Annotated in this window: 25 protein-coding genes, 1 tRNA gene, 1 pseudogene and 1 riboswitch; of the genes and pseudogenes, 10 read left to right on the forward strand and 17 right to left on the reverse strand. The window is 70.2% G+C overall.

All coding sequences use genetic code 11. The features are described from left to right. Positions 1 to 230 precede the first annotated feature (230 nt). Positions 231 to 1,184, reverse strand: a complete 954-nt coding sequence (locus tag O3Q52_RS20565) for a GlxA family transcriptional regulator (RefSeq protein ID WP_269650250.1) — start codon at positions 1,182 to 1,184, stop codon at positions 231 to 233. 186 nt (positions 1,185 to 1,370) lie between these two features. Between O3Q52_RS20565 and O3Q52_RS20570 the strand changes: the two genes are divergently transcribed. Then, positions 1,371 to 1,949, forward strand: coding sequence for a protease (locus O3Q52_RS20570; protein ID WP_269650251.1), 579 nt, complete (start codon positions 1,371 to 1,373; stop codon positions 1,947 to 1,949). On the opposite strand, the gene O3Q52_RS20575 is transcribed toward O3Q52_RS20570, so the two are convergent. Next, the gene (locus tag O3Q52_RS20575; RefSeq protein ID WP_269650272.1) at positions 1,912 to 2,439 is read right to left on the reverse strand and encodes a hypothetical protein; all 528 of its coding nucleotides are present in this window, start codon (positions 2,437 to 2,439) and stop codon (positions 1,912 to 1,914) included. The genes O3Q52_RS20570 and O3Q52_RS20575 overlap by 38 nt on opposite strands. 165 nt (positions 2,440 to 2,604) lie before the next feature. Here O3Q52_RS20575 and O3Q52_RS20580 point away from each other — a divergent pair, with 165 nt between their 5' ends. Further along, positions 2,605 to 3,690, forward strand: a complete 1,086-nt coding sequence (locus O3Q52_RS20580; protein ID WP_269650252.1) for a CdaR family transcriptional regulator — start codon at positions 2,605 to 2,607, stop codon at positions 3,688 to 3,690. Between the two features lie 174 nt (positions 3,691 to 3,864). Here the strand turns inward: O3Q52_RS20580 and O3Q52_RS20585 are convergent, their stop codons facing one another. Both O3Q52_RS20585 and O3Q52_RS20590 read right to left on the reverse strand, forming a co-directional pair. Further along, positions 3,865 to 4,815, reverse strand: a complete 951-nt coding sequence (locus tag O3Q52_RS20585) for an alpha/beta hydrolase (protein WP_269650253.1) — start codon at positions 4,813 to 4,815, stop codon at positions 3,865 to 3,867. Positions 4,816 to 5,091: 276 nt separating this feature from the next. Beyond that, complete coding sequence (locus tag O3Q52_RS20590; protein WP_269650254.1) at positions 5,092 to 6,486, reverse strand: DUF445 domain-containing protein; 1,395 nt, start codon at positions 6,484 to 6,486, stop codon at positions 5,092 to 5,094. A 187-nt stretch (positions 6,487 to 6,673) separates the two neighbouring features. Between O3Q52_RS20590 and O3Q52_RS20595 the strand changes: the two genes are divergently transcribed. Then, the gene (locus O3Q52_RS20595) at positions 6,674 to 7,999 is read left to right on the forward strand and encodes an SGNH/GDSL hydrolase family protein (RefSeq protein ID WP_269650255.1); all 1,326 of its coding nucleotides are present in this window, start codon (positions 6,674 to 6,676) and stop codon (positions 7,997 to 7,999) included. Positions 8,000 to 8,151: 152 nt separating this feature from the next. Here O3Q52_RS20595 and O3Q52_RS20600 read toward each other — a convergent pair whose 3' ends face one another. The 4 genes from O3Q52_RS20600 to O3Q52_RS20615 are packed head-to-tail and all read right to left on the reverse strand — an operon-like array spanning position 8,152 to position 11,732. Then, positions 8,152 to 9,042, reverse strand: coding sequence for a DUF1707 domain-containing protein (locus O3Q52_RS20600; RefSeq protein ID WP_269650256.1), 891 nt, complete (start codon positions 9,040 to 9,042; stop codon positions 8,152 to 8,154). Between the two features lie 10 nt (positions 9,043 to 9,052). Continuing rightward, a complete protein-coding gene (locus tag O3Q52_RS20605) occupies positions 9,053 to 10,057 on the reverse strand; it encodes an ATP-binding cassette domain-containing protein (protein ID WP_269650257.1) in 1,005 nt (334 codons plus the stop codon). A gap of 6 nt (positions 10,058 to 10,063) precedes the next feature. Continuing rightward, positions 10,064 to 10,930, reverse strand: coding sequence for an ABC transporter permease (locus O3Q52_RS20610; RefSeq protein ID WP_269650258.1), 867 nt, complete (start codon positions 10,928 to 10,930; stop codon positions 10,064 to 10,066). Continuing rightward, positions 10,923 to 11,732 (reverse strand): ABC-2 family transporter protein, encoded by an 810-nt coding sequence (locus tag O3Q52_RS20615; protein ID WP_269650259.1) that lies wholly within the window; start codon positions 11,730 to 11,732, stop codon positions 10,923 to 10,925. Before O3Q52_RS20615 ends, O3Q52_RS20610 begins: the two co-directional genes overlap by 8 nt. Positions 11,733 to 11,931: 199 nt before the next feature. On the opposite strand from O3Q52_RS20615, the gene O3Q52_RS20620 reads away from it, so the two are divergent. After that, entirely contained in the window at positions 11,932 to 14,358 is a 2,427-nt protein-coding gene (locus O3Q52_RS20620; RefSeq protein WP_269650260.1) for a transglycosylase domain-containing protein, read from the forward strand. Between the two features lie 76 nt (positions 14,359 to 14,434). Here O3Q52_RS20620 and O3Q52_RS20625 read toward each other — a convergent pair whose 3' ends face one another. From O3Q52_RS20625 to O3Q52_RS20635, 3 genes are all read right to left on the reverse strand, one after another. Next, positions 14,435 to 14,755: a multidrug efflux SMR transporter gene (locus O3Q52_RS20625; protein WP_055611831.1), complete on the reverse strand. Its 321-nt coding sequence runs from the start codon at positions 14,753 to 14,755 to the stop codon at positions 14,435 to 14,437. A gap of 42 nt (positions 14,756 to 14,797) precedes the next feature. Continuing rightward, positions 14,798 to 14,868, reverse strand: a riboswitch (guanidine-III (ykkC-III) riboswitch). A 56-nt stretch (positions 14,869 to 14,924) separates the two neighbouring features. Then, positions 14,925 to 15,227, reverse strand: coding sequence for a co-chaperone GroES (locus tag O3Q52_RS20630; RefSeq protein ID WP_055611843.1), 303 nt, complete (start codon positions 15,225 to 15,227; stop codon positions 14,925 to 14,927). Positions 15,228 to 15,398: 171 nt separating this feature from the next. Further along, complete coding sequence (locus tag O3Q52_RS20635; RefSeq protein WP_269650261.1) at positions 15,399 to 15,737, reverse strand: DUF3618 domain-containing protein; 339 nt, start codon at positions 15,735 to 15,737, stop codon at positions 15,399 to 15,401. A gap of 155 nt (positions 15,738 to 15,892) precedes the next feature. Between O3Q52_RS20635 and bcp the strand changes: the two genes are divergently transcribed. From bcp to O3Q52_RS20650, 3 genes and pseudogenes are all read left to right on the forward strand, one after another. After that, the gene (bcp, locus tag O3Q52_RS20640) at positions 15,893 to 16,360 is read left to right on the forward strand and encodes a thioredoxin-dependent thiol peroxidase (protein ID WP_269650262.1); all 468 of its coding nucleotides are present in this window, start codon (positions 15,893 to 15,895) and stop codon (positions 16,358 to 16,360) included. Positions 16,361 to 16,387: 27 nt separating this feature from the next. Further along, positions 16,388 to 16,444, forward strand: a pseudogene (locus O3Q52_RS20645) (HNH endonuclease); the annotation flags it as partial. A 91-nt stretch (positions 16,445 to 16,535) separates the two neighbouring features. Next, a tRNA-Leu gene (locus O3Q52_RS20650) sits at positions 16,536 to 16,620 on the forward strand. 78 nt (positions 16,621 to 16,698) lie between these two features. Here the strand turns inward: O3Q52_RS20650 and O3Q52_RS20655 are convergent. Beyond that, positions 16,699 to 17,328 (reverse strand): transcriptional regulator, encoded by a 630-nt coding sequence (locus tag O3Q52_RS20655; RefSeq protein ID WP_269650263.1) that lies wholly within the window; start codon positions 17,326 to 17,328, stop codon positions 16,699 to 16,701. Positions 17,329 to 17,737: 409 nt separating this feature from the next. Here O3Q52_RS20655 and O3Q52_RS20660 point away from each other — a divergent pair, with 409 nt between their 5' ends. Beyond that, positions 17,738 to 18,256, forward strand: coding sequence for a hypothetical protein (locus O3Q52_RS20660; protein ID WP_269650264.1), 519 nt, complete (start codon positions 17,738 to 17,740; stop codon positions 18,254 to 18,256). 16 nt (positions 18,257 to 18,272) lie between these two features. Here O3Q52_RS20660 and rdgB read toward each other — a convergent pair whose 3' ends face one another. The 4 genes from rdgB to O3Q52_RS20680 form a co-directional block, all read right to left on the reverse strand. Continuing rightward, on the reverse strand, positions 18,273 to 18,875 hold the full coding sequence (rdgB, locus tag O3Q52_RS20665) for an RdgB/HAM1 family non-canonical purine NTP pyrophosphatase (RefSeq protein ID WP_269650265.1): 603 nt from the start codon (positions 18,873 to 18,875) through the stop codon (positions 18,273 to 18,275). A gap of 108 nt (positions 18,876 to 18,983) precedes the next feature. Continuing rightward, entirely contained in the window at positions 18,984 to 19,388 is a 405-nt protein-coding gene (locus O3Q52_RS20670; protein WP_269650266.1) for a hypothetical protein, read from the reverse strand. Positions 19,389 to 19,555: 167 nt separating this feature from the next. After that, on the reverse strand, positions 19,556 to 20,293 hold the full coding sequence (rph, locus tag O3Q52_RS20675; RefSeq protein ID WP_269650267.1) for a ribonuclease PH: 738 nt from the start codon (positions 20,291 to 20,293) through the stop codon (positions 19,556 to 19,558). A gap of 107 nt (positions 20,294 to 20,400) precedes the next feature. Then, positions 20,401 to 20,634 (reverse strand): PTS glucose/sucrose transporter subunit IIB, encoded by a 234-nt coding sequence (locus tag O3Q52_RS20680; RefSeq protein ID WP_269650268.1) that lies wholly within the window; start codon positions 20,632 to 20,634, stop codon positions 20,401 to 20,403. A 227-nt stretch (positions 20,635 to 20,861) separates the two neighbouring features. Between O3Q52_RS20680 and O3Q52_RS20685 the strand changes: the two genes are divergently transcribed. Further along, positions 20,862 to 22,148, forward strand: coding sequence for a PTS transporter subunit EIIC (locus O3Q52_RS20685; protein WP_269650269.1), 1,287 nt, complete (start codon positions 20,862 to 20,864; stop codon positions 22,146 to 22,148). 316 nt (positions 22,149 to 22,464) lie between these two features. Then, positions 22,465 to 23,715, forward strand: coding sequence for a PTS transporter subunit EIIC (locus O3Q52_RS20690; protein ID WP_269650270.1), 1,251 nt, complete (start codon positions 22,465 to 22,467; stop codon positions 23,713 to 23,715). 138 nt (positions 23,716 to 23,853) lie between these two features. Here O3Q52_RS20690 and O3Q52_RS20695 read toward each other — a convergent pair whose 3' ends face one another. After that, complete coding sequence (locus O3Q52_RS20695; protein ID WP_269650271.1) at positions 23,854 to 24,606, reverse strand: MBL fold metallo-hydrolase; 753 nt, start codon at positions 24,604 to 24,606, stop codon at positions 23,854 to 23,856. Between the last annotated feature and the right edge of the window lie 279 nt (positions 24,607 to 24,885).

Consider the following 24,885-nt stretch of genomic DNA (forward strand, 5'->3'; position numbering starts at 1 on the left):
CGGGCGGCGGGTGCGCTGACCGTCGCGTACGTCGCCGGGTTCGCCGGATCGCATCCGCTCGCCAAGAAGGTGGGCGCGTGGCCCGCGGTGTTCGGTGTGGCCGGGGCCGTGGCGCTGGCGTCCTGGGCGGTGGCCGACCGGCGCGGCTGAGGCGTCTCTCCTGCCCGGGGCTGTCCCGGGTTCTCGGAGCCGTCCCCGTTTTTCGGGCCGGCTCCGAGGAGGGCCGGACCCTAGCTCACCGGCGCTCCCCGGAAGGCTCTCCGGTAGGCCTGCGGGCTCGTTCCCACCACGCGCTTGAAGCGGTCGCGGAAGGCCGTCGGTGAGCCGAACCCCGTCTGGACCGCGATCCGTTCGACCGGGTGGGTCGTGGTCTCCAGGAGGTGCTGGGCGCGGCGCACCCGCGCCAGGTGCAGCCACTGCAGGGGCGTGGTGCCGGTCTGTTCGCGGAACCGGCGGTTGAGCGTACGGGCGCTCGTGCCTGCCCGGGCCGCGATGTCGTCCAGGGTCAGGTCGCGGTCGGAGTGCTCCTCCAGCCAGCTCAGCAGGGGTTCCATCGTCGTGCCGGCCGGTGCCGGGGGCTGGGCGTGGACGATGAACTGGGCCTGCCCGCCCTCCCGTTCGAGCGGCATGACGGACATCCGGGCCGCGTGCGCGGCGACGGCCGAGCCGTAGTCCAGGCGGATCATGTGCAGGCACATGTCCATCGCGGCGGCGGCGCCGGCCGAGGTGAGGAACTGGCCGTTGTCGACGTAGAGGACGTTCGGGTCGACCGTCACCTTCGGGTACATGGCCGCCAGGTCCGCGGCCGCGGTCCAGTGGGTCGTCGCCCGCTGTCCGTCCAGCAGACCGGTGGCGGCGAAGATGAACGCGCCGACGCAGATCGACGCGATGCGCGTCCCGTTCGCGGCCGCCGCGCACAGGGCCTCCGCCACGCCCGGTGGCAGCGGCACGGTCGGGTCGGCGGTGCCCGGCACGACGATCGTGTCGGCCTCGGCCAGCGCCTCAAGACCGTACGGCGCCCGTACGGAGAACGGGCCCGCGCTCACCTCCTCCGCCACCGAGCAGACCTTGACCCGGTAGGGCGCGCGGCCGTCCGGCAGCCGGGCCCAGTTGAACGTGTCGATCGGCGCGGAGAGGTCGAACGGAATGACCTGGTCCAGTACCAGTACGGCCACTGTGTGCATGGCGAAAGAGTAGGGGTGGCGCGGGTTCTGGCCAACAGGGGGTGTCGGTCCGGTGCCCGCCTGTGGCCCCGCAGGGACTGGCGAGAGGGCTGGCGGGAGGGCCAGTGAGACGGTTGGCGAGAATCCGTTGAACCCTGGCAGTACCGCCACTTCCACAAGATCCGGTACGCCGCCTACCGTCCCCTCGTGACCAAGTTCTTCCTCGTTCTCCATGTCCTTGCCGCGATCGTCGCCGTCGGGCCCGTCACCGTGGCGGCCAGCATGTTCCCGCCGGGCGCGCGCCGCGCCCTCGCCGATCCGGGGGACCAGCGGGCGGCGGAGACGCTACGGCTGCTGCACCGGATCTGCCGGGTGTACGCGGGCCTCGGCATCGCCGTTCCCGTCCTCGGGTTCGCCACGGCCATGAGCATGGGCGTACTGAGCGACGCCTGGCTGATCGCCTCGATGGCCCTGACCGGGATCGCGGCGGCGGTCCTGCTGGCGCTGGTGCTGCCGCGTCAGGAGGAACTCCTCGAAGCGGTGGAGGCGGCGGCCGGGGCGGACGCGGCCACCGAGGTCGCCGCCACCACCGGCACCGCCGACACGACTGGAGCCGGTGCCACCACCGGCACCGGCACCGGCACCGGCACAACCACATCCCCCGGCATCGCCGCGAACCCCCGCGCCACTGTCCGGCTCGCCATGTTCACCGGCATCTTCAATCTGCTCTGGGCCACGGTCACGATCCTCATGATCGTCCGCCCGGGTTCAACGACGGGCGCCTGACGGCCGAGGAACCGCCGCCCGCTCCCGACGAGGAGTGGGAGAACACCAGCCCGTCCGTCGAGTCTCCCGTGTCCTCCCTGAACTGCCGGGCGACGGACGTGGCGACGAGTACCCCCGCCGCCATCACGAGCATGGAGAACGCCCAGGTCAGAGGCCACAGGGACGCGTCCGGCGGCTCGGGGTTCGTGCGGAACGAGAGGTACATGAGTGTCGCCGGGGGCGCCGCCACCAGCAGCAGTGGCCAGGCGAGGGCGTCACGGTGGCCGAAGTACAGGGCCAGGAGGAGCAGGATCACGGCCAGGGCCGCGACGCCGAGGACGGACACCGGGGTCGTCCCGGTCGTCGAACCGGGTGACTCGGGGCGGTTGCGCAGATCCCAGGGCAGGCAGAGAAGGTACGCCGCCGAGGACAGGGCGGCACCCAGCAGACGGGTCAGCCAGCGTTCCGTCCAGGGGCGCTTCGACAGCAGGCCCAGCAGCTTCTCGGTCATGGGGGTCATGGGAACGAGAGTTCCTCAGACGCACACAGGGCCGACAGAGTACGCGTACTCAGATCGCCGGGGCCTTCCTCCGAGCCGACCGCACAGCCGTACAGCTGTGCACCGGTGGCGCACGACCGGCCCGTGCGCCTCGCCCGCGGCCTAGACTCCCAGGTCATGAAGGGACTGCTGCTACGGCTGTCGGCCCTCGACGCGGATGCTGCGGCGGCGCTGCGGGTCATCGCGCACTTCGAGGCGCTGCTCGGGGCCGGGCGGCTCGACACCGAGTCGCTCGTACGGTCCACGGCGGGGCTGGCCGAATGTCCGGCCGGCCTTGAGGTGGGCGGGCGTGTCGTGCGGTTCGGGCCGGCCGGGACCGTACCGGCGGGGCCTGTCGGCACGGTCTCCGGGAGCGCCGAGTTCGCGCCGGGCGGCCGGGTGTGGCTGGAGCGGGCGGGTGCGCCCGGGCCCTTCGACGAACTGGTGCTGGAGTGGATGGCCATCGCCGCGGGCGTCGTACACGGCGGCCGTGAGCAGGACAGCGCGCCCCATCAGGTGGCGGACCCGGCGCTGGTCGAGCGGGTGCTGTCGGAGCGAGAGGCCGTCGAGGACCGGGCACGGGCGCTGCGTCTGCTGGGTCTGGTGCCCGAGCAGCCGCTGCGGGTGGTCGCCGTCGCCGGGGCCTCCTCGGTGGCCCTGCTGGGGCGGCACGAACTGCGGCCCGGTGTGCGGGTCGCAGCGGTCGGTCCGCTCGCCGTGGCGCTGGCGCCGGGTGCCGAGTCGGCCGCCGACGACCTGCGGGCGCTGCTTCGTGAGCACGGTGCCGAGGGGGTAAGGATCGGGATCGGCGGCAGTGCTCCCGCCCTGGACGCCGGGGTCTCCTGGGCGCAGGCCCGGCTCGCGCTGCGGTTCGCCGTCGATGTGGCGGGGCTGCCGGACGAGGCCGTGGTCGACCACGACACCCTCGGGCCGGTGGCGCTGCTCGCCGACATCCCCGTAGACCGGCTGCGGGCCCAGCCCGACGTGCGCGCCCTGGCCGAACTCGCCGAGGGCAAGGGCGGCCCGGCGGCCCTGGCCGCCCTGACCGCCTTCCTCCGCACCGGCTCCCTCCGCCACGCCGCCACCGACCTCCACCTCCACCACAGCTCGGTCGCCGCCCGCCTCTCGGGAGTGGAAACCGCCCTGGGCTACCACCTGAGCGACCCCCAGGACCGCTTCAGAGCCCAACTGGCGCTGTACGCGCTGCGATTGGCGCCCCTTTAGGGGCGCGGGGAACCACGCAAGGGCCACGGCGACACCGGCGCTTTTCAGGGGCGCGGGGAACCACGCAAGGGCCACGGCGACACCGGCGCTTTTCAGGGGCGCGGGGAACTGCGCGACCAGCCACAACGCACCCGCACCCGCACCCGCACCCGACAAGCAACAGGCACCCCGCACCTACCGAAGTGCCTTCCGAAGCACAGCAACCGCCTCCGCCGCGTCCCTCTGGGAGACCTCCGCATGGGCGACCATCGCCGAGCCGTGGAACGTCCCCGGGAACAGATGCAACTCCACACTCACCCCGGCCGCGAGCAGCGCACGGGCATAGTCGATCCCCTCGTCCCGCAGCGGATCGAACTCCATCACCGAGATGTACGCCGGCGGCAACCCCGCAAGCTGCTCGGCGGTGGCCCGGGCAGGAGCCGCGTAGACCGGGACATCGGGGCCGCCCGGCACCCCGCTGCCGAGGTAGGCGTCCCAGCTGACGATCGCGTTGGGCCGGTTCCACAGGGGCGTATCCGTGAAGTCCCGCATGCTGGGCGTGTCGAGGCGGTCGTCGAGCTCGGGGATGCCGAGGTACTGGAAGACGATCGCGGGGCCGCCCCGGTCACGGGCGAGCAGCGCCAGACCGGCCGCGAGACCGCCGCCCGCGCTGGCGCCGAAGAGGGCGACCCTGGTGGGGTCGACACCGAGTTCGGCGGCGTTCTTGGTGAGGTGGACGAGTCCGGCGTACGCGTCTTCGAGGCCGGCCGGGTACGGGTTCTCGGGGGCGAGCCGGTACTCCACGGAGAAGACGGCGGCGCCCAGTTCCCGGGCGAGCGCCACGTTGACGCCGTGGTCGAATTCGACGCTGCCCAGCATGAAGCCGCCACCGTGGATGTCGTAGATCACCGGGAGCGGGCCCTCGACTCCTTGCGGGCGGTAGCCGCGCAGGAGGACGTCCGGGGCGCCCTCCGGCCCGGGCGCCACCACGTCGAAGACGTCCACGCCGGTGGCGTCCACTTCTTCGAGGGCCGCGGTGATACCGACGAGCATCTCGGCCCGGGCACCTTCGAGGTCCGAGGTGTCGGCCCGGGGCAGCATGGGCACGACCGCGGCAAGCTCCGGGTCCAGGGGGTAGGTCGTCATCTCGTCCTCCGATTCGACGCGCGTTCCCGTCGTCGTCGCGGCTCTGCGTCGTCACGTCGCTGCGTCGTTCCGGAAACGGTGACACGGCGCATCCTCGCAGGTCACCCGACGGGCGTCGGGGAATCCGGGAGGGCCGCCCGACAGCCGTGCGGGCCGGCGGCTCACGGTCGCCGGTGCAGGGGGCCGCACCCCGTCAGGGGCGCGGGGACTGCGCGACAAGCCCCCACCGGGCCCGCACACGAACCCGCAACCCACACCCGTACACCCCGTGGAGCGCTACGCCCCCAGCGCCCGGGACACCCCATAAATCAGAAGCCCCGCCAGCGAGCCGACCACCGTGCCATTGATCCGGATGAACTGCAGGTCACGCCCGATGTGCGCCTCGATCTTCTTCGAGGTGTGCTCCGCGTCCCAGCCCGCGACCGTGTCCGTGATGAGCGAGGTGATCTCGTCCCGGTACGTCGTCACGACGTACACCGCGGCCCCCTCGACCCACCCGTCGACCTTGGCCTGGAGCTTCGCGTCGGTGGCCATCCGCGCCCCGAGCGAGAGCAGCGAGGCACGAACACGCAGCCGCAGCTCACTGCGCTCGTCCTCCGCCGCGGACACGATCATCTGCCGTACGGAGGACCAGGCGGACGCGATCAGATCCTGCACCTCGCCACGGCCGAGGACCTCCCGCTTGAGGTTCTCCACCCGGGCGCGGGTGTCGGTGTCGGACTGGAGGTCGGAGGCGAAGTCGGTGAGGAACCGGTCGAGGGCGCCGCGCGCCGGGTGGGCGGGCATGTCGCGCATCTCGGTGACGAAGCGCAGCAGTTCCTTGTAGACGCGCTCGCCGACCCGCTTGTCGACGAACCGCGGTGTCCAGCCGGGGGCGCCGCCCTGTACGGCGTCCATCACCTGGTCGTTGTGGAAGACGAGCCAGTCGTGGGCGCGTACGCAGATCAGGTCGACGACCCGCCGGTGGCCGCCGTCCGCGACGACCTTCTCCAGCATCTTCCCTATGCCGGGGGCGATCTCCTGGGCGTCGGCCCGCCGGTTGATGGCCTCGCCGACGACGGCCTGCACGTCCGAGTCGCGCAGCACGGCGAGGGCGCCGCGCAGGGCGGTGGCCAGCTCCGCGGTCACCCGGTCGGCGTGCTCCGGATCGGCCAGCCAGGTGCCGAGGCGGCTGCCGATGCCGACGGCGCGCAGCCGCTGCCGTACGACGTCCCGCGAGAGGAAGTTCTCCCCGACGAACTCGCCCAGGGAGACGCCGAGCTGGTCCTTCTTGGTGGGGATGATCGCGGTGTGCGGGATGGGGATCCCGAGGGGGTGCCGGAACAGCGCGGTGACGGCGAACCAGTCGGCGAGCGCGCCGACCATGCCGGCCTCGGCGGCCGCCGCGACATACCCCGTCCAGGCGCCCGCGCCGGAGTTCCCGGCCCACTTGGCCAGTACGTAGACGACGGCGACGAACAGCAGCAGGCCCGTCGCCGTGAGTTTCATCCGGCGCACCCCGCGGAACTTCTCCTCGTCCGCGGGGCTGAACGAGTTCATCGCGCGCCCGGGCACCGTGCGGTTCGCCACACCGCCGGGCCGGGCATGCTGCCCTTCGGGCCCCGCTCCATCCGTTTGATCCGCTTTCGCGCTTTCCATCCACTCCACCCGTTCCCTGTCCCCCGCACACATTGTCCCAACCTGACCGACTACTGGAACGGAACAGGAGTTCCCGGCGTCTTGCCGGGCGGGGCCAGAAAAATCGGATACGGGCGGCGGGGGCAATGGGGGCCCTGTCTGCTCCCCCCGCGCCATGCCTCATCATGGGGTCATCACATCGGAGCCTCGGGCTCCCACTGCCCGAGGAGACTTGCACCGCATGACCAAGCGTCACGGTTATGCCTTGCTGGCCGCGATCGTCGCCGTAGTCGTGGTCATCTCAGCCGCCATATACGTCGGGGTCTCAGCCGACGACGGCGAGGAGAAGCCGCTCGTGGGCGGCGGTACGCCACACAACTCGGCGGCCCCCGCGTCCGTCGGCACCTGGGTCGGCGCCTGGTCGGCGTCCCCGTCCGGGGCGGAGCCCGGCACCGAGGCCAACGGAATGGCGGGCCGTTCGGTACGCAACGTGGTGCATGTCGGCGTCGGCGGCACCGCGGCCCGCATCACCCTGTCCAACCTCTACGGGCAGCAGCCGCTCAGCATCACGCACGCCTCGGTCGCCGTCGCGGCCGCCGCGAACAACCCCGCCGCCGCTGCCGGCACCATGCGCCGCCTCACCTTCCGCGGCAGCCCGTCGGTGATCGTGCCGGCCGGGCAGCAGGTGGTCAGCGACGCCGTGCGCCTGCTCGTTCCGTACGACACGGACGTGCTGGTGACGACGTACTCGCCGACCCCGTCCGGGCCGGTCACCATCCACCCGCAGGCACGTCAGATCTCGTACACCGCCGAGGGCGACCTCACGGAGGACGTGACCGGCACCGCGTACACCGGGCAGACGCCGTACTGGCGCTATGTGACCGCGCTGGACGTGCTGAGCAACGAGTCGGACGGCACGGTCGTCGTCATCGGCGACTCGCTCACCGACGGCTCGACCTCGTCCGTGGGCGAGAACCGGCGCTGGACGGACGTCCTGGCGGACCGGCTGCGCGAACCACGCGACAACACTGACGGGCCCCGCTACAGCGTCGTCAACCAGGGCATCAGCGGAAACCGCGTCCTCGGCAGCGGCCTCGGCCGGCCCGCCGAGAACCCGAGCGGTCTGATCCGCTTCAACCGTGACGTGCTCGGCCGTACGAACGTCAGGGCGGTCGTGGTCGCCCTCGGCGTCAACGACATCCTCCGTACGCCCCAGCAGACCGACGCGAACAAGATCACCGACGGGCTTCGCGAACTGAAGCGCCTGGCCCACGCCCGGGGCCTGCGGGTCGTCGGGGCCACGCTCATGCCCTTCCAGGGCCACCGCGGCTACCGCCCGCACCTGGAGGACACCCGCCAGGCCGTCAACGCCCAGATCCGCGCCGGCAAGGTCTACGACGCCTACGTCGACTTCGACAAGGCGCTCCGCGACCCCTACAACCCCCGCCGCCTCCGCTCCGACTACGACTCCGGCGACCACCTCCACCCCAGCGACAAGGGCTACAGGCGCATGGCAGAGGTCTTCGACCTGAACGACCTGAAGGGATCGGTCCCGGCCGAGCTGTGAGCGCCCCTTCAGGGGTGGCGCGGGGGCAGCGCCCCTTCTTTCAGGGGCGCGGGGCGGTCACATCTGCGGCTCCGCCGCGGGGCGCGACAAGCCACGACGGACCCGCACCCGACAACACCACCTGCGGGAGCACTCGGGCAGGGGGCCGGGGATCAGTCCCGGTCCCGTCGATCGTCCCGCCGCTCACGCCGTTCCTCCCGCCGGGCCTCCCGATGCTCCCGCATCAACTCCCGGTGCTGCTCCATCGCCGCCCGGTGGATGGACCGCGCGTCATCCAGCGAGTCCCGGTGGTCCAAGGAGCCGGAGCCCTCCAGGGCCCGGCGCCTGGACTCCTCCAACTCCTCCTGCCGCGCGGCCTTCCGCTCCAGCTTCTCCAGCCGCCGCTCCTCCTTCTGCCGGAGCCGCTCGGCCTTCGTCACCTTGCGCTCGACACCGACACCGCCCCAGAAGGCGAACCCGGTGACGACGACGCGCGGGGCGCCGGGGTCGCCCTGCACGCCCTCCTCGGTGTGGTCGAAGCCGCCCATGACGCCGATGCCGCGGACGACGACCTCGACACCGGGCGGCACGATCACGCTCATCCCGCCCATGATCGCGACGCAGTTGACGACGACCTCGCCGTCGGCGAAGTTCGCCTCGCGCAGGTCGATGACACCGCCGCCCCAGAAAGCGAAGGAGTTGAACTTCCTCGGCACGGTCCAGCGCCCCTTGCGCTCGAACCCCGACATGATCGCGACGCCCCACTGGGACGAGCCCTCACCGCCGACGATCCGGCTCGCCCAGCTCCCCGGCTCGGCAGCGCTCCCCTTGACCATCGACACGGTGGGAGCGGGCGGAGTCACCCCGGGCGCGGGCAGATCCCGCGTGATGGGCGCCAACTCCTTGTACGTACGCGCCTTGTACGTGGCCTCCAGACGCTCCTCGAACTCCTCCATGTCGAGGCGGCCCTCCGCGAGGGCGTCCCTCAGGACCTCGGCGACCTGCTCGCGGTCGGCGTCGGAGGCTCGCAGCTCGGGAAGCCCGCCGGGGAGTTCGTCCGTCATGGACTGAAGCCTACGAGGTTGCCTTCTCCGCGTACATGCGGCTGATGACCGCCTCGATGTCCGGCTCACGCACCGACAGATCCACCAGCGGATACTCGGCGGCGATCCGTGCCACGAGCGGCGCGGCCGACTCCGCCGCCGGGAACGCCAGCCACTGCCGCGGCCCCTCGACCTTCACGACCCGTGCCAACTCGACCTCGATGGGCGGTAGTTCACGCTCCAGGTCCACCACGAGCGTCCGCTCGCTCTCGCCGATCCCGTGCAGCCCGGTCAGCGGCCCGTCGTACATCAGACGTCCGTGGTCGATGACCATCACGCGCCGGCACAGCTGCTCGATGTCGGTCAGGTCGTGGGTGGTGAGCAGGACGGTCGTGCCGCGCTCGGCGTTGAGGTGCCGCAGGAACTCCCGCACCTTCGCCTTGCTGATCACGTCGAGCCCGATCGTCGGCTCGTCCAGGTACAGCACCTCCGGGTCGTGCAGCAGCGCCGCCGCGATGTCCCCGCGCATCCGCTGCCCGAGCGAGAGCTGCCGTACGGGCACGTCCAACAGCTCGCCCAGTTCGAGGAGTTCGACACACCGGTCGAGGTTCTCGGCGTACCGCGCGTCCGGGATCCGGTACATGCGGTGCATCAGCCGGTACGAGTCGATCAGCGGGAGGTCCCACCACAGGGTCGTCCGCTGCCCGAACACCACCCCGATGCGCTGCGCGAGCCGGGTGCGCTCGCGCGAGGGGTCGATGCCCGCCACCCGGAGCCGGCCGCCGCTCGGGGTGAGGATGCCGGTGAGCATCTTGATGGTGGTGGACTTGCCCGCGCCGTTCGGCCCGATGTAGCCGACCATCTCGCCGCGCGCCACGGCGAAGGAGATCGAGTCGACCGCCCGCACCTGCCGCCGCTCACTGCGCATGAAACCGGTCTTCTTGCGTACGTCGAAGACCTTCTCCACGCGGTCGAGGCGAATGAAGTCGTCGTCGGCCTGGCCGAGGCCCTTCTGTGTTTCCGTCTGCGTGTCCATGTGCGGCTAACTCCCCGTGCTCCGGTACGAACGAAGACCCGCGCGCCAGGCGACCCCCGAGAGCGCGCAGCAGACGACCGCCACCAGCGGCGGCAGGAACGCGACCCACTCGGGCAGGTCGAGCGGGTACGGCAGGTCCAGCACGTACAGCGCGGGCACCCAGTTGACGAAGGCCAGCGGCACCACGAACGTCACCCCGCGCACCAGGTCCTTCGCGAAGACCGTCGGCGGATACTGCAGCAGCGTGGTGCCGCCGTACGTGAAGGAGTTCTGCACCTGGGACGCGTCCTGCGCCACAAACTGGAAGGCCGCGCCCGCCACGAACACCGACGCGAAGATGGCGGCCCCGCTGACCACCATCACCGGCATCATCAGCACCTTCAACGGGGTCCAGGAGATGTCGACCACGACGAGCGCGTACCCGAGGACCAGCAGCCCCTGCGTGATCCGGCCCAGGCGGCGCAGCGCGAACCGGTCCGCGGCCACCTGCGCGAGCACCGGCGCGGGCCGCACCAGCAGCGTGTCGAGCGTGCCGTCACGCACCCGCTGCCCGAGCCGGTCCACCGAGCCGAGCGCCAGATCGGTGAGACCGAACGCGGCGCTGGACAGCCCGTACAGGAACGCCACCTCGCCCAGCGAGTAGCCGCCGAGCTCGTCGACCCGCGAGAACATCAGCAGGATCGTGACGAAGTCGAGCGCGGTCCCCGCGAAGTTGCCGAAGGCCGTCATCGCGAAGGACGCGCGGTACGCCATCGTCGAGCGGATCCACATCCAGGCGATCAGCCGGTAGGCCCGCAGTCCGTCCACCACACGCGAGCGACCGGCCGGCGGGAAGCCCCGGTGCACGTCTCGCCGCTCCTGAACGTCAGCCACCCTGGACCACCACCCTGCGCGTCGCCGCCGACTGGACCAGGCGGGCCGCCGCGAGCAGCCCGACGGCCCACGCGGCCTGGAAGGCGTACGTCCGCAGCAGCCCGAGGCCCGTGCGCTCGCCGAGCAGCACGTCCGCCGGGGCCTGCAGCAGCGCCGACCAGGGCAGCGCCCGGGCCAGCTCGCCGAGGGCGCCCGGGAAGACGTTCAGCGGCAGCGTCATCCCGGAGAAGAAGAGCCCCGCGAGCACCGCCAGCTGCTGCACGCCCGCCCCGTCCATGAACCAGAACGCCAGCAGCGCCACGAGATAGCGGATCGCGAAACTCACCAGGAGACCGAGGGCGACGGCGACGAGGAACGCCAGCCAGGTCCCGACATCCGTCGGCAGCGCGAGATGGAACACGAGCCCCCCGAACGCCATCGGCACCACACCGCGCCCCGCCAACTGGAACGCGGCCCGCCCCGCGTCGGCCGCCAGCCACCACATCTGGAGGTCCGCGGGCCGGTACAGGTCGATCGCGATGTCACCCGTACGGATTCTCTCGATCATCTCGTCCTCGAAGCCGCCGCCGATCACCGCGACCGCCGCGAGCAGCCCCTGCCCGAGCCACACGTACGTCACCGCCTGGGACTGGTCGTACCCGCCGAGGCCAGGCCTTTCGTCCCACAGCGCGATGTACGTGTACGCCAGGATCAGCCCGAAGACGGTGTTGGTGAACACACCCACGGCGGTGGCCACCCGGTAGGTCGCGTACCGCCGGAACGCGCCTGCCGCGACGGCTGTGTACAACCGCCAAGTCCCCACGTCGGGCCCCCTTCGGCCGGTCCGGGCCAAAGCGCAGGAGCCTAGTCCGGGGGCCGTCCCGCGTGCCACGCATTTTCTCCCCGGGACGCGTGCCACGTCCCGGGAACGAATCGCCGGGTGCGACAGTCTTCAAGGAGGGGCGCACAAGGCGTACGAGGGCGTACGAGACGTATGACGCGAAACGGGAGTCCGGCACAACATGAACGACCAGCCGCAGCCGCAGCAGCCGAGCGAGGGCTGGGCACCGAGGGAACCTGGACCCGCCACCGCGGCGGCACCGGACACACCCGGCAAGAAGCCCAAGCGACCGAAACGCACCGGATGGCGACGCCTGATCCCGACCTGGCGGATGGTGCTCGGCACGGTCCTCACCGGGCTCCTGCTGCTCATCGGCGTGTTCGCACTCGGCTACTACCTGGTGAAGGTTCCGGCCGCGAACTCGGCGGCGATGAAGCAGAGCAATGTCTATCTGTACTCGGACGGCAGCCAGCTCGCCCGTGACGGCGAGGTCAACCGGGAGAACGTGACGCTGACGCTGATCTCCAAGGACGCCCAGCACGCGGTGCTGGCCGCCGAGGACCGCGACTTCTACAGCGAGTCGGCGATCGACCCCAAGGCGATGATCCGCGCCGGCTGGAACACCGCGACGGGCAAGGGCAAGCAGTCCGGCTCGACGATCACCCAGCAGTACGTGAAGAACTACTACCTGGCCCAGGAGCAGACGGTCACCCGGAAGGCGAAGGAGTTCTTCATCGCGATCAAGCTGGACCGCGAGAAGAGCAAGGACGACATCCTGGAGGGCTACCTCAACACCAGCTACTTCGGCCGCAACGCCTACGGCATCCAGGCCGCCGCCCAGGCCTACTACGGCGTCGACGCCAAGGACCTGACGGTCGGCCAGGGCGCCTACCTGGCATCGCTGCTGAACGCGCCGAGCGAGTTCGACGTCGTCGCCCACCCCGAGAACAAGCCCGCGGCGCTGGCCCGCTGGAACTACGTCCTCGACGGCATGGTCAAGAAGAAGTGGATCACCGAGTCGGAGCGCTCGGGCATCAAGTTCCCCGAGCCCAAGCAGACGGTGATCGCGGCCGGCATGTCCGGACAGCGCGGCTACATCGTGAAGGCCGTGAACGACTACCTGACCGACAACAAGATCCTCGACGAGGACGAGCTGAACGCCGGCGGCTACCGCATCACCACCACCCTGCAGAAGCCCAAGCAGGACGCCTTCGTGAAGGCCGTGAACGACCAGGTGATGGAGAAGCTCGACAAGAAGGACCGCAAGGTCGACAACTACGTCCGCGCGGGCGGCGCCTCCATCGACCCGAAGACCGGCAGGGTCCTCGCGATGTACGGCGGCATCGACTACACGAAGCAGTACTACAACAACGCGACCCGCCGGGACTACCAGGTCGGCTCCACCTTCAAGCCGTTCGTGTTCACCGCGGCCGTGCAGAACGACTCGACCACGCAGGACGGCCGCACGATCACCCCGAACACCGTCTACGACGGCACCAACAAGCGCCCCGTACAGGGCTGGGAGGGCGGCACGTACGCCCCGGAGAACGAGGACCAGGTCTCGTACGGGCAGATCCCGGTCCGCACCGCCACGGACAAGTCCGTGAACTCCGTGTACGCGCAGATGGCCGTGGACGTCGATCCGGAGAAGGTCGAGAAGACGGCCGTCGGCCTCGGCATCCCGTCCGACACCCCCGACCTGACGGCGTCCCCGTCGATCGCGCTCGGCCCGGCCACGGCCAGCGTCCTCGACATGGCGGAGGCGTACGCGACCCTCGCCAACCACGGCAAGCGCGGCACGTACACGATGATCGACAAGATCACCAAGGACGGCGCGGACGTGGTGGACCTGCCCGGGCGGAAGACCTGGCAGGCGGTGAGCCGCGAGGCCGCCGACACCACGACCTCGGTCCTGCAGAGCGTCGTCGAGGGCGGCACCGGCACGGCCGCGCAGGCCGCCGGACGGCCGGCGGCGGGCAAGACCGGCACGGCGGAGGAGGACCAGGCGGCCTGGTTCGCGGGCTACACCCCGAACCTCGCCACGGTCGTCGCCATCATGGGCCAGGACCCCGACACGGGCGCGCACAAGCCGCTGTACGGGGCGCTCGGGCAGCCCCGCATCAACGGCGGCGGCTACCCGGCGCAGATCTGGGCCCAGTACACGAAGGCCGCCCTGAAGGGCACCTCCGCCCAGGAGTTCGACCTGCGGCTCCAGGACGGCGCGGAGGAGCAGCAACTGCCGCCGGCCGACCCCGACGAGGACCAGCCGGGCACGGACGCCGGACAGGACAACGGCGGCACGACCACCGGCGGCGAGGAGACCCCCGCGACCGAGGGCCAGACCAACGGCGGCTCCACCACGGACGGCGGCAACACCGGCGACGGCGGGACGACGACCGACGGCGGCACCACGGGCGACGGCGGAACGACCACCGGAGGCGCGACGACGGGCGGCGGCACCGGCTTCCCCACGGGTGGTACCGACGGCGCGGGCGGCACCACCGGCGACGGCGGCACGACGACGGACGGCGGAACGACGGACGGCGGAACGACGGACGGCGGGGGCGAGGACGGGGGCACGGGGACGACGTTGGGCGGCTTCCCGTAGTGCCTGCAGTGCCTGCAGTGCCTGCAGTGCCTGCAGCGCCCGTGGCGCCGTGGCGGTCCGCGGGCCGTCTTCGGTTCTAGTGGCCGGAGGTCGCCTTCAGCCCCACCACGGCAACCAGCAGCAGACAGACGAAGAAAATCCGGGCGGCGGTGGTGGGTTCACCCAGCACCGCCATACCGAACACCGCCGCCCCGGCCGCGCCGATGCCGACCCAGACGCCGTAGGCGGTACCGATGGGCAGCGTCTTCGCCGCGTACGACAGCAGGAACATGCTGGCGACGATGCCCGCACCGGTGAGAACGCTCGGCACGAGCCGCGTGAAACCGTCGGTGTACTTCATTCCGATCGACCAGCCGACTTCCAGCAGACCGGCGACGACAAGCAGGACCCAGGCCATGAGGCACCTCCGTGAACGGATCAACAGGCGTTGATCAACAGGGGTGCGTCGTCTTTGCGAGTCCCGGTACGGCGCGTCTCGTCGGGGTCCTTCCAAAGGTAGCAAAGGACAAGCAAAAGGGGCTGGTGACGACGGTCACCAGCCCCTTCTGTCTCTTTCGGCCTCTGTTTCAGAGGTACAGACCGGTCGAGTCCTCAGAACCCTCAAACCGGTCCGCCGCCACGGCGTGCAGGTCCCGCTCGCGCATCAGCACGTACGCGGTGCCGCGCACCTCGACCTCGGCGAGGTCCTCCGGGTCGTACAGGACACGGTCACCCGGCTCCACGGTCCGTACGTTCTGCCCGACCGCGACGACCTCGGCCCAGGCGAGGCGCCGGCCCACGGCCGCCGTCGCAGGAATCAGGATGCCGCCGCCGGAACGGCGCTCGCCCTCGGCGGTGTCCTGCCGCACGAGCACACGGTCGTGGAGCATCCGGATGGGCAACTTGTCGTGATGGTTCTTCTCGCTCACGTCTCGAACCTACCTGTCTTCACACGGTTCGTACGTACGTGGGGTGCGGTCGGCCGACCGCCGGAGCGCCCGGCGCAGGTGCGCGCGTGCAGCCGGGGTGGGCTCGCCGGTGCGGGCAGGGGTGACGGCGGGTCAGCCCCTGCGGCGCCTGGAGCTCAGGGTGAGCAGTCCGACGACTCCGACCACGACGAGGGCGACGGGCACGATACGGTCCAGCCGCGGCGCCCCCTCCTCGGTGACGAACTGCCCCTTCACATCGCCGACGACGCGGTTGACGCCCACGTAGGCACGTCCGAGCGTGTGGTCGACGCTGGACGCCACCTTGGCCTTGGCGTCCCCGACGATGGTCTTCGGATGCACCCGCACACCGATCTCGTCGAGCGTCTCGGCGAGAGTTTCGCGACGGCGCTTGATGTCCGCCTCGATCTGCGCCGGAGTCCTGGTGTCCGGCGTGCTCGACGTGTCCGACACGCGCTGCCTCCGTGGTCGTGGTCGTTCTTCCCGTGGCCTGTTCTCTTCGGCCTTTTCTCTGGTCGACAGTCTGTCAGCTCCGCACGCCGCGCACCGCCCGGCACCCCCATTACGCTCGGGTGCGTATCCACCACCCCGCAAGGAGACCCCACGAGATGAGCGAGCGACTCCAGCCCGGCGACACCGCCCCCGCCTTCACCCTGCCCGACGCCGACGGCAACGAGGTCTCCCTGGCCGACCGCAAGGGCCGCAAGGTCATCGTCTACTTCTACCCGGCCGCCCTGACCCCCGGCTGCACCAAGCAGGCCTGCGACTTCACGGACAACCTCGAGCTCCTCGCCGGCGCCGGCTACGACGTCATCGGCGTCTCCCCCGACAAGCCCGAGAAGCTCGCCAAGTTCCGCGACAAGGAAAGCCTGAAGATCACCCTCCTCGCCGACCCCGACAAGACGGTCACCGAGTCCTACGCCGCCTACGGCGAAAAGAAGAACTACGGCAAGACCTACATGGGCGTCATCCGCTCCACGATCGTGGTGGACGAGGAGGGCAAGGTCGAACGGGCGCTGTACAACGTCCGGGCCACGGGCCACGTGGCGAAGATCATCAAGGACTTGGGGATCTGAGTACCTGAGGCCCTGATGCCCTGAGGCACGCGCGAGAACCTGCGGCTGTTGTGCCCCAACTGCCATGCGTCCACCGGCACCTGATGCGGAGGAGGCGGCCGAAACCGGGGAGAACAGCGGGACGCAAAACCCCCGCTCATCGGCGCCCGCCCGACCGGTACGATGGCAGGCGCCGGCGGCGGTGGCGCAACGGCTGACGCAGCAGACTTAGGATCTGTGGCCCGTGAAACGGCTTGAGGGTTCGAATCCCTTCCGCCGCACAGTGATGGCCTGCGAATCGAATGATCGATTCGCAGGCCATTTCTTTGCGCCGAGCCCGTACCCGAACGGCGGGACTACTACTCGACCGGCAGCGCGAACCATCGCAGCAGTACCGGCTTGGCGTCCGGCGGGGCGTCCTCGGGGCCCCGGGCGAAGCGGGTCAGGAGGTCGAGGTAGGCGTCGTGGAAGGCGGTCACCTCTTCCTTGGTGAGGTGGCTGAGGCCGCGGGAGCCGCGCATCCAGCCGTCCGACTCGGCCTGTTCCTCGGTGAAGCGCCGGGCCAGCTCGATGTCCTCGTCGAGCCGCATCCGGTCGAGGGCCCCCGCGACCGCCCGCTCGCCGTCGGCCATCTCGTCCTGCGCCGGCCTGCGTACGTCGAGTCCGCGCACCGCCCGCCACCAGCGCTCGCGGCTGTTGGGCCGTTCCGGCACGTCCTCGATGAAGCCGCCGCGTTCCAGGCGGCGCAGGTGGTAGCTGAGGGTGCCGGTGTTCTCGTCGAGGGCGGCGGCGAGGGTCGTGGAGGTCGCCGGGCCGGAGACGGCCAGGTGGCGGAGGATCTTCAGCCGTAGCGGGTGGGCGAGGGCTTTGAGGGCCGCCGGGTCGCTGACCGTGCGCCGCTCGCCGCCAGTTTCAACACCCGCTTCGGCACCCGCTTCGGCACCCGCTTCGGCCTCCGGCCCGGGCTCGGGCTCGCCTTCATCGCTCATGGGGGCACCTTACCGCCACACAGCCGAATCTCTGCAGAGTGAAGTCTGCAGTCATTTCTCTGCAGATCTTCCATTGCAGAGAAATGGCTGCAATCCTTGAGGCGTGGACATCGACATCGCGGGACCCTCCCGCCCGTCCGCCATTCACCTGGAGGTCCTCATGCTTCGCGCCCGACGTCTCGTCATGGCACTGTCCGCCCTGGCCCTCGCCGCCGGCACGGGCGCGGCGACTGCGGGTCCCGTGCACGCCGACGCTGGTGCCAGTGCAGGTGCAGGTGCAGGTGCAGGTGCTGGTGCTGGTGCAGGTGCTGGTGCTGACACGGACGCGCGGCAGCGTGGCTTCGCGGACTGTCCGAGCCTCTCCGAGCTTCCCGAAGGCGCGGATCCGGCCCAGTGGCGGTGCGAGGCCATGACCGCCACCGGGCATCTGACCCTCGGTCGCGCCGATGTGCCGATCGGCCGGCCCCTGGCGATCACCTTCGCGGAGGGCAGGGTCGACGGCGAGTTCCGTCAGGTGTTCGGGGCGATGGCCGCCACTCCCCTACGAGTTCGGGGCACACCGCTGTCGATCACGCCTCGGTACGGCGGGTATTCGGACTTCGAGTCCAACGACGAGCGGCGGGGCGAGCTGGATCTGACGTTCCGTATATCCGGGCCGGGGGTCCCGCGCGGTTGTTCCATAGGCACCGACGCGGCCCCGGTCCACCTGGTGCTCAAGGAGACGGATCCGTCGAGGGTCGTCTCGCCGGATCCGCTGGTCGTCGCCTTCGGGGTGGCCGACAACCGCTTTGCGGTGCCGGGGACTTCGGGCTGCGGTCTGCTGGGACCCGTCCTAGACAAGGTGCTGCGGCTGCCGGCACCGGCGGGCGTGAACGGCATCGACCTGGACGCGCGGGTGTCGCTGCGCCCGTACGGCGGGGCGGAGTAGCCGAGGTCCCGAGCTGTCAGCCCAGCAACTCCCGTACGACCGGTACGAGTCCGCGGAACGCCTTGCCCCGGTGGCTGATCGCGTTCTTCTCCTCGGGGGTGAGTTCCGCGCAGGTGCGGGTGTCGCCCTCGGGCTGGAGGATCGGGTCGTAGCCGAAGCCGTGGGAGCCGGTGGGTTCGTGGCGCAGGGTCCCGAGGAGGCGGCCCTCGACCACGCGTTCCGTTCCGTCGGGGAGGGCGAGTGCGGCGGCGCAGGCGAAGTGGGCGGCGCGGTGTTCGTCGGCGATGTCGCCGAGTTGGGCGAGGAGGAGCCTGAGGTTGGCCCCGTCGTCGCCGTGGGTGCCGGACCAGCGGGCGGAGAAGATGCCAGGGGCGCCGCCGAGGACGTCGACGCACAGGCCCGAGTCGTCGGCGACGGCCGGAAGGCCGGTGGCCTGGGCGAGGGCGTGTGCCTTGAGGAGGGCGTTCTCGGCGAAGGTGACGCCGGTTTCCTTGACGTCGGGGATCTCCGGGTAGGCGCCCGCGCCGACGAGGTCGTGGTGGAGACCTGCGGCGGCGAGGATCGCCCTCAGCTCGGTGATCTTTCCGGGGTTGCGGGTGGCGAGGATCAGGCGGGTCATGGTGCTCACCCTAGCCAGGCGGGCCGAGCCGCTCGCGCGATGCCCGCGATCGCCCACCGGTGCCCGTGATCCGATCCCCTGCCACCCGCGGCGGGACGGCCGTTGCCGCTACGGCGTGCAGACCTTGGTGAGTTCGCCGGCCGCGTCCGTGACGGGGCTGATGTCCGGGGTCTCGTCGCCGTTCTTGATGGAGTCGCGGACGTTGGTGACCGCCTTCTGGAGGTCGTCCACGGCCTTGTTGATGTCGGTGTCGTCGGTCTTGTCACCGATGGTGTCGAGGTTCTTGTCGATGGAGTCGAGTGCCTCGCCGGCCTGCGTCGGGTCGTTCGCGGCGTTCTCCACGGCCTGCTGGAGGTCGGTGACGCTGTCTGCGATGGTGTCGGCGGTCTGGACGCAGTCCAGGGCCTTGTTGACGGCGTCGCAGCCGGTGGTCAGCCCGGCCGTCAGCGCGACGGCTGCCACGGCAGCGGCGATGGCGGTGGTACGGCGTGTTCGGCGGCGGCTCGCGGCCATGGAACGGTCCTCCCGTTGCGTCAGGCCCGAGGGCCCCGTTGCGTAGGCCACAAGGCCCCCGTGTGTGCTGGCCGGGCGTACAGCGTTGTGCGGTACGCCCGTACTCGTAGGGACGCGGCGGCCGGTGCCGTGGTTGCCCGTGGCAGGAGGCCGTCTTGGTGTGTCCTTTACCTTTCCAGGACCGTATCAAGTGCCGTGCGCTGGGCGACAGCGAGTTCCGTGCAGCCCAGAACGGCCAGGTCGAGAAGGGAGTTGAGCTCCTCGCGGGCGAACGGTTCGGCCTCGGCGGTGCCCTGGACCTCGACGAAGCGGCCGTCGCCGGTACAGACGACGTTCATGTCGGTGTCGGCGCGGACGTCCTCCTCGTAGCAGAGGTCGAGGAGGGGTACGCCGCCGACGATGCCGACGGAGACGGCGCTGACGGTCCCGGTGAGGGGCTGGCGGCCGGCGCGGATGATCTTCTTGCCCTGGGCCCAGGTGATGGCGTCCGCGAGGGCGACGTACGCGCCGGTGATGGCGGCGGTGCGGGTGCCGCCGTCGGCCTGGAGGACGTCGCAGTCGAGGACGATGGTGTTCTCGCCGAGTGCCTTGTAGTCGATGACGGCGCGCAGGGACCGGCCGATGAGGCGGCTGATCTCGTGCGTGCGGCCGCCGATCTTGCCACGGACGGATTCGCGGTCGCCGCGGGTGTTGGTGGCCCGCGGGAGCATGGAGTATTCGGCGGTGACCCAGCCCTCGCCGCTGCCCTTGCGCCAGCGCGGGACGCCCTCGGTCACGGAGGCGGTGCAGAAGACCTTCGTGTCGCCGAAGGAGACGAGGACGGAGCCCTCGGCGTGCTTGCTCCAGCCGCGTTCGATGGTGATCGGGCGGAGCTGTTCGGGCGTGCGGCCGTCGATTCGAGACATGGCGTCGAGCCTAGTCGTATACGCCCGAGGGGCCGCCCCGGGTAACGGAAGCGGCCCCTCAGGAGTGAGTCCTCAGGTCCCCGGGCCGGGGCCCGGAGTCCGGGGGTTCACATCATGTCCTCGATGTCCGCGGCGATCGGGTCCGCGTCGGTGCCGATGACGACCTGGATGGCGTTGCCCATCTTGACGACGCCGTGGGCGCCCGCGGCCTTCAGGGCGGCCTCGTCGACCTTGCTGGGGTCGATGACCTCGGTGCGCAGCCGGGTGATGCAGCCCTCGATCTCTTCGATGTTCTCGATGCCGCCGAGCCCGGCGACGATCTTCTCAGCCTTGCTGGCCATGTCCTACTCCCTGATCCGAACCGCTTTGTCGCAGTAACCCACAGTTGGCCCATCTTCGCGAGCGGTCACGTCACCCGTACCGAATGATGGCGAACACGACAGCGCAACCGTTCGCCGACTGGTCTACACCAGTTTCCAACGGCCGCCAAACCCGGTCCCGTTCCAGGGGGTGCGGAGGGCGGCGGGAGGCCGGTGGAGGGGCGCGGGAGGATGCGGGAGGACCGCCGATGAGTGCCGACAGCGCCGCCGCGCCCGCGCGCGCCCGCTGGAACAACCTGTTCCAGGGTCTGCAGAAGATGGGCCGCAGCCTCCAACTGCCCATCGCCGTACTGCCGGCCGCCGGCATTCTCAACCGCCTGGGCCAGCCGGATGTGTTCGGCGCCGACGGTCTCGGCTGGACGGATGTCTCCAAGGTGATGGCGGGCGCGGGCGGCGCTCTGCTGGACGGTTCGCTCGGACTGCCGCTGCTGTTCTGCGTCGGTGTGGCGATCGGTATGGCGAAGAAGGCCGACGGTTCGACGGCGCTCGCGGCGGTGGCCGGGTTCCTCGTCTACTACAACGTGCTGCGGCAGTTCCCGGAGGACTGTGCGGAGCAGGCGAAGGTGGTGGCGGCCGGCTGTCAGGCGGACGACGGCTCGGTGGTGGTGTTCACGTACCAGAATCCGGGTGTCTTCGGCGGCATCATCATGGGGCTGATGGCGGCCTACTTCTGGCAGCGCTACCACCGCACGAAGCTGGTGGACTGGCTCGGCTTCTTCAACGGCCGCCGTCTCGTGCCGATCATCATGGCGTTCGTGGCGATCGCGTTCGCGGCGCTGTGCCTGTGGGTGTGGCCGCCGGTCGGCCGGGGGCTCGAGGACTTCAGCGACTGGCTGGTGAGCCTGGGTTCGTGGGGTGCGGGCCTCTTCGGTCTCGCCAACCGCGCGCTGCTGGTGATCGGGCTGCACCAGTTCCTGAACGTGCCCATGTGGTTCCAGTTCGGCAGTTACACCGAGCCGGACGGCACGGTCGTGCACGGCGACATCAACATGTTCCTGGCGGGCGACCCGGACGCGGGGCAGTTCACGTCGGGCTTCTTCCCCATCATGATGTTCGCGCTCCCGGCGGCGTGCCTGGCGATGACGCACTGCGCAAAACCCCAGCGCCGCAAGGAGATTGGCGGCCTGATGATGTCGATCGCCCTGACGTCGTTCGTCACGGGCATCACGGAACCGATCGAGTACTCCTTCGTGTTCATCGCGCCCGCGCTGTACGTGGTGCACGCGATCCTCACGGGCGTCTCGATGGCGGTGACGTGGGGTCTGGGTGTGCACGACGGGTTCAGTTTCTCGGCCGGCCTGATCGACTACGTCATCAACTGGAATCTGGCCACGAAACCCTGGGCGATCATTCCGATCGGCCTGTGCTTCGCCGCCGTCTACTACGTGGTCTTCCGGTTCGCGATCACAAAGTTCAACCTGCCGACGCCCGGCCGGGAGCCGGAGGACGAGGTCGAGGACGTGACGAAGGCGTAGCGCCCCACCGACCGAGCACCGCCCACGACCCACCGCACACGACTCACACACCGCACATCACGCGGCGCACACCGCGGCAGGAACGCGACAAAGGGCCCCGGAACTCCCCGTTCCGAGGGCCCTTCGTCGTGTTTGCTCGCACTTGTTCCGCTATGGCTCAGGCCACAAAAACTGCGGGTTCCTTATCTCACCTTCACCGTGCTACAACAGGTCTACACCACTGAGTGGTGTAGACCACGTGGATGCTGTCCATCCCCCGTGCAATTCACTTCCGTTCTCTTCCCGTCCCCGGCAGCACCCTGCACATGGAGGAACCATGACCACCGCCACAGCTCCGGCGGCCCCCGCGAAGAAGTGGGGATCCGGCCTGCTCCAGGGCCTGCAGAAGGTCGGCCGCAGCCTGCAGCTCCCCATTGCCGTGCTGCCGGCCGCCGGCATCCTGCTCCGTCTCGGCCAGCCCGATGTGTTCGGCGCGGACGGGCTCGGCTGGAACAAGGTCGCGTCCGTGTTCGCCACCGCCGGCGACGCGGTCTTCGCCAACCTGCCGCTGCTGTTCTGCGTCGGCATCGCCATCGGCTTCGCCAAGAAGTCGGACGGCTCGACCGCGCTCGCGGCACTCGTCGGTTTCCTCGTCTACAAGAACGTCCTCACCGCGTTCCCGATCAGCGAGGCCAAGGTCCAGAAGGGCGCGGACGTCGCCGCGACCTACAACGACCCCAAGGTCCTCGGCGGCATCGTGATGGGCCTGATAGCCGCCGTCACCTGGCAGCGCTTCCACCGCACCAAGCTCCCCGACTGGCTCGGCTTCTTCAACGGCCGCCGTCTCGTACCGATCCTGATGGCCTTCATCGGCACCGCCGTCGGCGTCTTCTTCGGCCTCGTCTGGGAGCCCATCGGCGACGTCATCACCAACTTCGGCGAGTGGATGACCGGCCTCGGCGCGGTCGGCGCGGGCATCTTCGGCGCCATCAACCGCGCGCTGCTGCCGGTCGGCATGCACCAGTTCGTGAACACCGTCGCCTGGCAGGAGATCGGTACCTACACGGACTCCGCCGGTGCCGTCTGGCACGGTGACCTGCCGCGCTTCTTCCACGGCGACCCGACCGCCGGTCAGTTCATGACGGGCTTCTTCCCCATCATGATGTTCGCGCTCCCGGCCGCCGCCCTGGCGATCACGCACTGCGCCCGCCCCGAGCGCCGCAAGGCCGTCGGCGGCATGATGGTCTCCCTCGCGCTGACCTCCTTCGTCACGGGTATCACCGAGCCGATCGAGTTCGCGTTCATGTTCATCGCGCCGGTCCTGTACGTGATCCACGCGATCCTCACCGCGATCTCGATGGCCGTCACCTGGGCGCTGGGCGTCCACCACGGCTTCAGCTTCTCCGCGGGTGCCATCGACTACTTCCTCAACTGGAACCTCGCCACCAAGCCATGGATGATCATCCCGATCGGCCTTGTCTTCGCGGCGATCTACTACGTGACCTTCCGCTTCGCGATCATCAGGTTCAACCTCGCGACGCCGGGCCGCGAGCCCGACGAGGAGGTCGAGGACCTCACCAAGGCGTGAGGGCCAAGGCGTGAGCAAGGTCTGAGGCATGACGAAGGCCCCCGGAGCCGATCGGCTCCGGGGGCCTTGTGCTGCATAGCCTGTCCAGGCCCTGCGCGGTGCTGCGTACGGACGGCGTCAGTTCTCGTACGGACGACGTCAGATCTCGTACGTGACTCGCGGCGTGGCGAGTTCCACCGGTCCCCCGAACGCCGCTCGGGCGTCGGCGAGGTTCGCCTGCGGGTCCGTCCACGGCGGGATGTGGGTCAGGACCAGGCGGCGGGCCGCGGCGCGGGCCGCGGTCTCGCCGGCCTCGCGGCCGTTGAGGTGGAGATCCGGGATGTTCTCCTTGCCGTGGGTGAACGCGGCCTCGCAGAGGAACAGGTCGGTGTCCCGGGCGAGTTCGTCGAGCGTGTCGCACACGCCGGTGTCCCCGGAGTACGTGAGCGACCGGCCGCCGTGCTCGACACGGATGCCGTACGCCTCCACGGGGTGGCTCACCTTCTCGGTGTGCACCGAGAACGGGCCGATCTCGAACGAGCCCGGCTTGACCGTGTGGAAGTCGAAGACCTCGCTCATGGAGGAGGCGGAGGGGGTGTCCGCGTACGCGGTGGTCAGGCGCTGCTCCGTGCCCTCGGGTCCGTACACGGGGATCGGATCGCAGCGGCCGCCGTCGTGGCGGTAGTAGCGCGCGACGAAATACGCGCACATGTCGATGCAGTGGTCGGCGTGCAGATGGCTGAGGAAGATCGCGTCAAGGTCGTAGAGACCGCAGTGGCGCTGCAGCTCGCCAAGGGCACCGTTGCCCATGTCGAGAAGCAGCCGGAAGCCGTCGGCCTCGACGAGGTAGCTCGAGCAGGCCGATTCCGCGGACGGGAACGACCCCGAGCAGCCGACGACGGTGAGCTTCATAAAGCAGAAACCTCCGCTGGCGGGGAGTGAAGACGGGGGTCGTGCGGTCCGTCGAGCGTAAGGCGCAAAAGGTCCTGTCGCTCCTCCGTCGAGGGCCGTTGTGGGGGAACTCACCTGCGGTGTCACCGGTTCGGGGGCCAGCGGGGTGGCCGGACGTGGGCCCCGTCACGCCGGTACCGTCATCTCCATGAATACGTCGTGGTGGCTCGCGTTGGCGGCCGTGGTGCTGTTGGCGGGTGTCGCGACGCTGGTGGACGGGTGGGGGCGACGGGGACGACG

This window comes from Streptomyces sp. ActVer (assembly GCF_027270795.1).
Classification (GTDB): Bacteria; Actinomycetota; Actinomycetes; order Streptomycetales; family Streptomycetaceae; genus Streptomyces; species Streptomyces umbrinus_A.

Excerpts from the sequence above, each read along its gene's own strand:
- O3Q52_RS20565 (WP_269650250.1), bottom strand. The coding sequence starts at position 1,184 with ATGCACACAGTGGCCGTACTGGTACTGGACCAGGTCATTCCGTTCGAC.
- O3Q52_RS20620 (WP_269650260.1), top strand. The coding sequence starts at position 11,932 with ATGAACGACCAGCCGCAGCCGCAGCAGCCGAGCGAGGGCTGGGCACCG.
- O3Q52_RS20690 (WP_269650270.1), top strand. The coding sequence starts at position 22,465 with ATGACCACCGCCACAGCTCCGGCGGCCCCCGCGAAGAAGTGGGGATCC.
- O3Q52_RS20595 (WP_269650255.1), top strand. The coding sequence starts at position 6,674 with ATGACCAAGCGTCACGGTTATGCCTTGCTGGCCGCGATCGTCGCCGTA.
- O3Q52_RS20685 (WP_269650269.1), top strand. The coding sequence starts at position 20,862 with ATGAGTGCCGACAGCGCCGCCGCGCCCGCGCGCGCCCGCTGGAACAAC.
- rph (WP_269650267.1), bottom strand. The coding sequence starts at position 20,293 with ATGTCTCGAATCGACGGCCGCACGCCCGAACAGCTCCGCCCGATCACC.
- rdgB (WP_269650265.1), bottom strand. The coding sequence starts at position 18,875 with ATGACCCGCCTGATCCTCGCCACCCGCAACCCCGGAAAGATCACCGAG.
- O3Q52_RS20680 (WP_269650268.1), bottom strand. The coding sequence starts at position 20,634 with ATGGCCAGCAAGGCTGAGAAGATCGTCGCCGGGCTCGGCGGCATCGAG.
- O3Q52_RS20600 (WP_269650256.1), bottom strand. The coding sequence starts at position 9,042 with ATGACGGACGAACTCCCCGGCGGGCTTCCCGAGCTGCGAGCCTCCGAC.
- O3Q52_RS20670 (WP_269650266.1), bottom strand. The coding sequence starts at position 19,388 with ATGGCCGCGAGCCGCCGCCGAACACGCCGTACCACCGCCATCGCCGCT.
- O3Q52_RS20695 (WP_269650271.1), bottom strand. The coding sequence starts at position 24,606 with ATGAAGCTCACCGTCGTCGGCTGCTCGGGGTCGTTCCCGTCCGCGGAA.
- O3Q52_RS20585 (WP_269650253.1), bottom strand. The coding sequence starts at position 4,815 with ATGACGACCTACCCCCTGGACCCGGAGCTTGCCGCGGTCGTGCCCATG.
- O3Q52_RS20575 (WP_269650272.1), bottom strand. The coding sequence starts at position 2,439 with ATGACCGAGAAGCTGCTGGGCCTGCTGTCGAAGCGCCCCTGGACGGAA.
- bcp (WP_269650262.1), top strand. The coding sequence starts at position 15,893 with ATGAGCGAGCGACTCCAGCCCGGCGACACCGCCCCCGCCTTCACCCTG.
- O3Q52_RS20590 (WP_269650254.1), bottom strand. The coding sequence starts at position 6,486 with ATGTGTGCGGGGGACAGGGAACGGGTGGAGTGGATGGAAAGCGCGAAA.
- O3Q52_RS20625 (WP_055611831.1), bottom strand. The coding sequence starts at position 14,755 with ATGGCCTGGGTCCTGCTTGTCGTCGCCGGTCTGCTGGAAGTCGGCTGG.
- O3Q52_RS20630 (WP_055611843.1), bottom strand. The coding sequence starts at position 15,227 with ATGCTCCACGACCGTGTGCTCGTGCGGCAGGACACCGCCGAGGGCGAG.
- O3Q52_RS20580 (WP_269650252.1), top strand. The coding sequence starts at position 2,605 with ATGAAGGGACTGCTGCTACGGCTGTCGGCCCTCGACGCGGATGCTGCG.
- O3Q52_RS20655 (WP_269650263.1), bottom strand. The coding sequence starts at position 17,328 with ATGAGCGATGAAGGCGAGCCCGAGCCCGGGCCGGAGGCCGAAGCGGGT.
- O3Q52_RS20660 (WP_269650264.1), top strand. The coding sequence starts at position 17,738 with ATGACCGCCACCGGGCATCTGACCCTCGGTCGCGCCGATGTGCCGATC.
- O3Q52_RS20605 (WP_269650257.1), bottom strand. The coding sequence starts at position 10,057 with ATGGACACGCAGACGGAAACACAGAAGGGCCTCGGCCAGGCCGACGAC.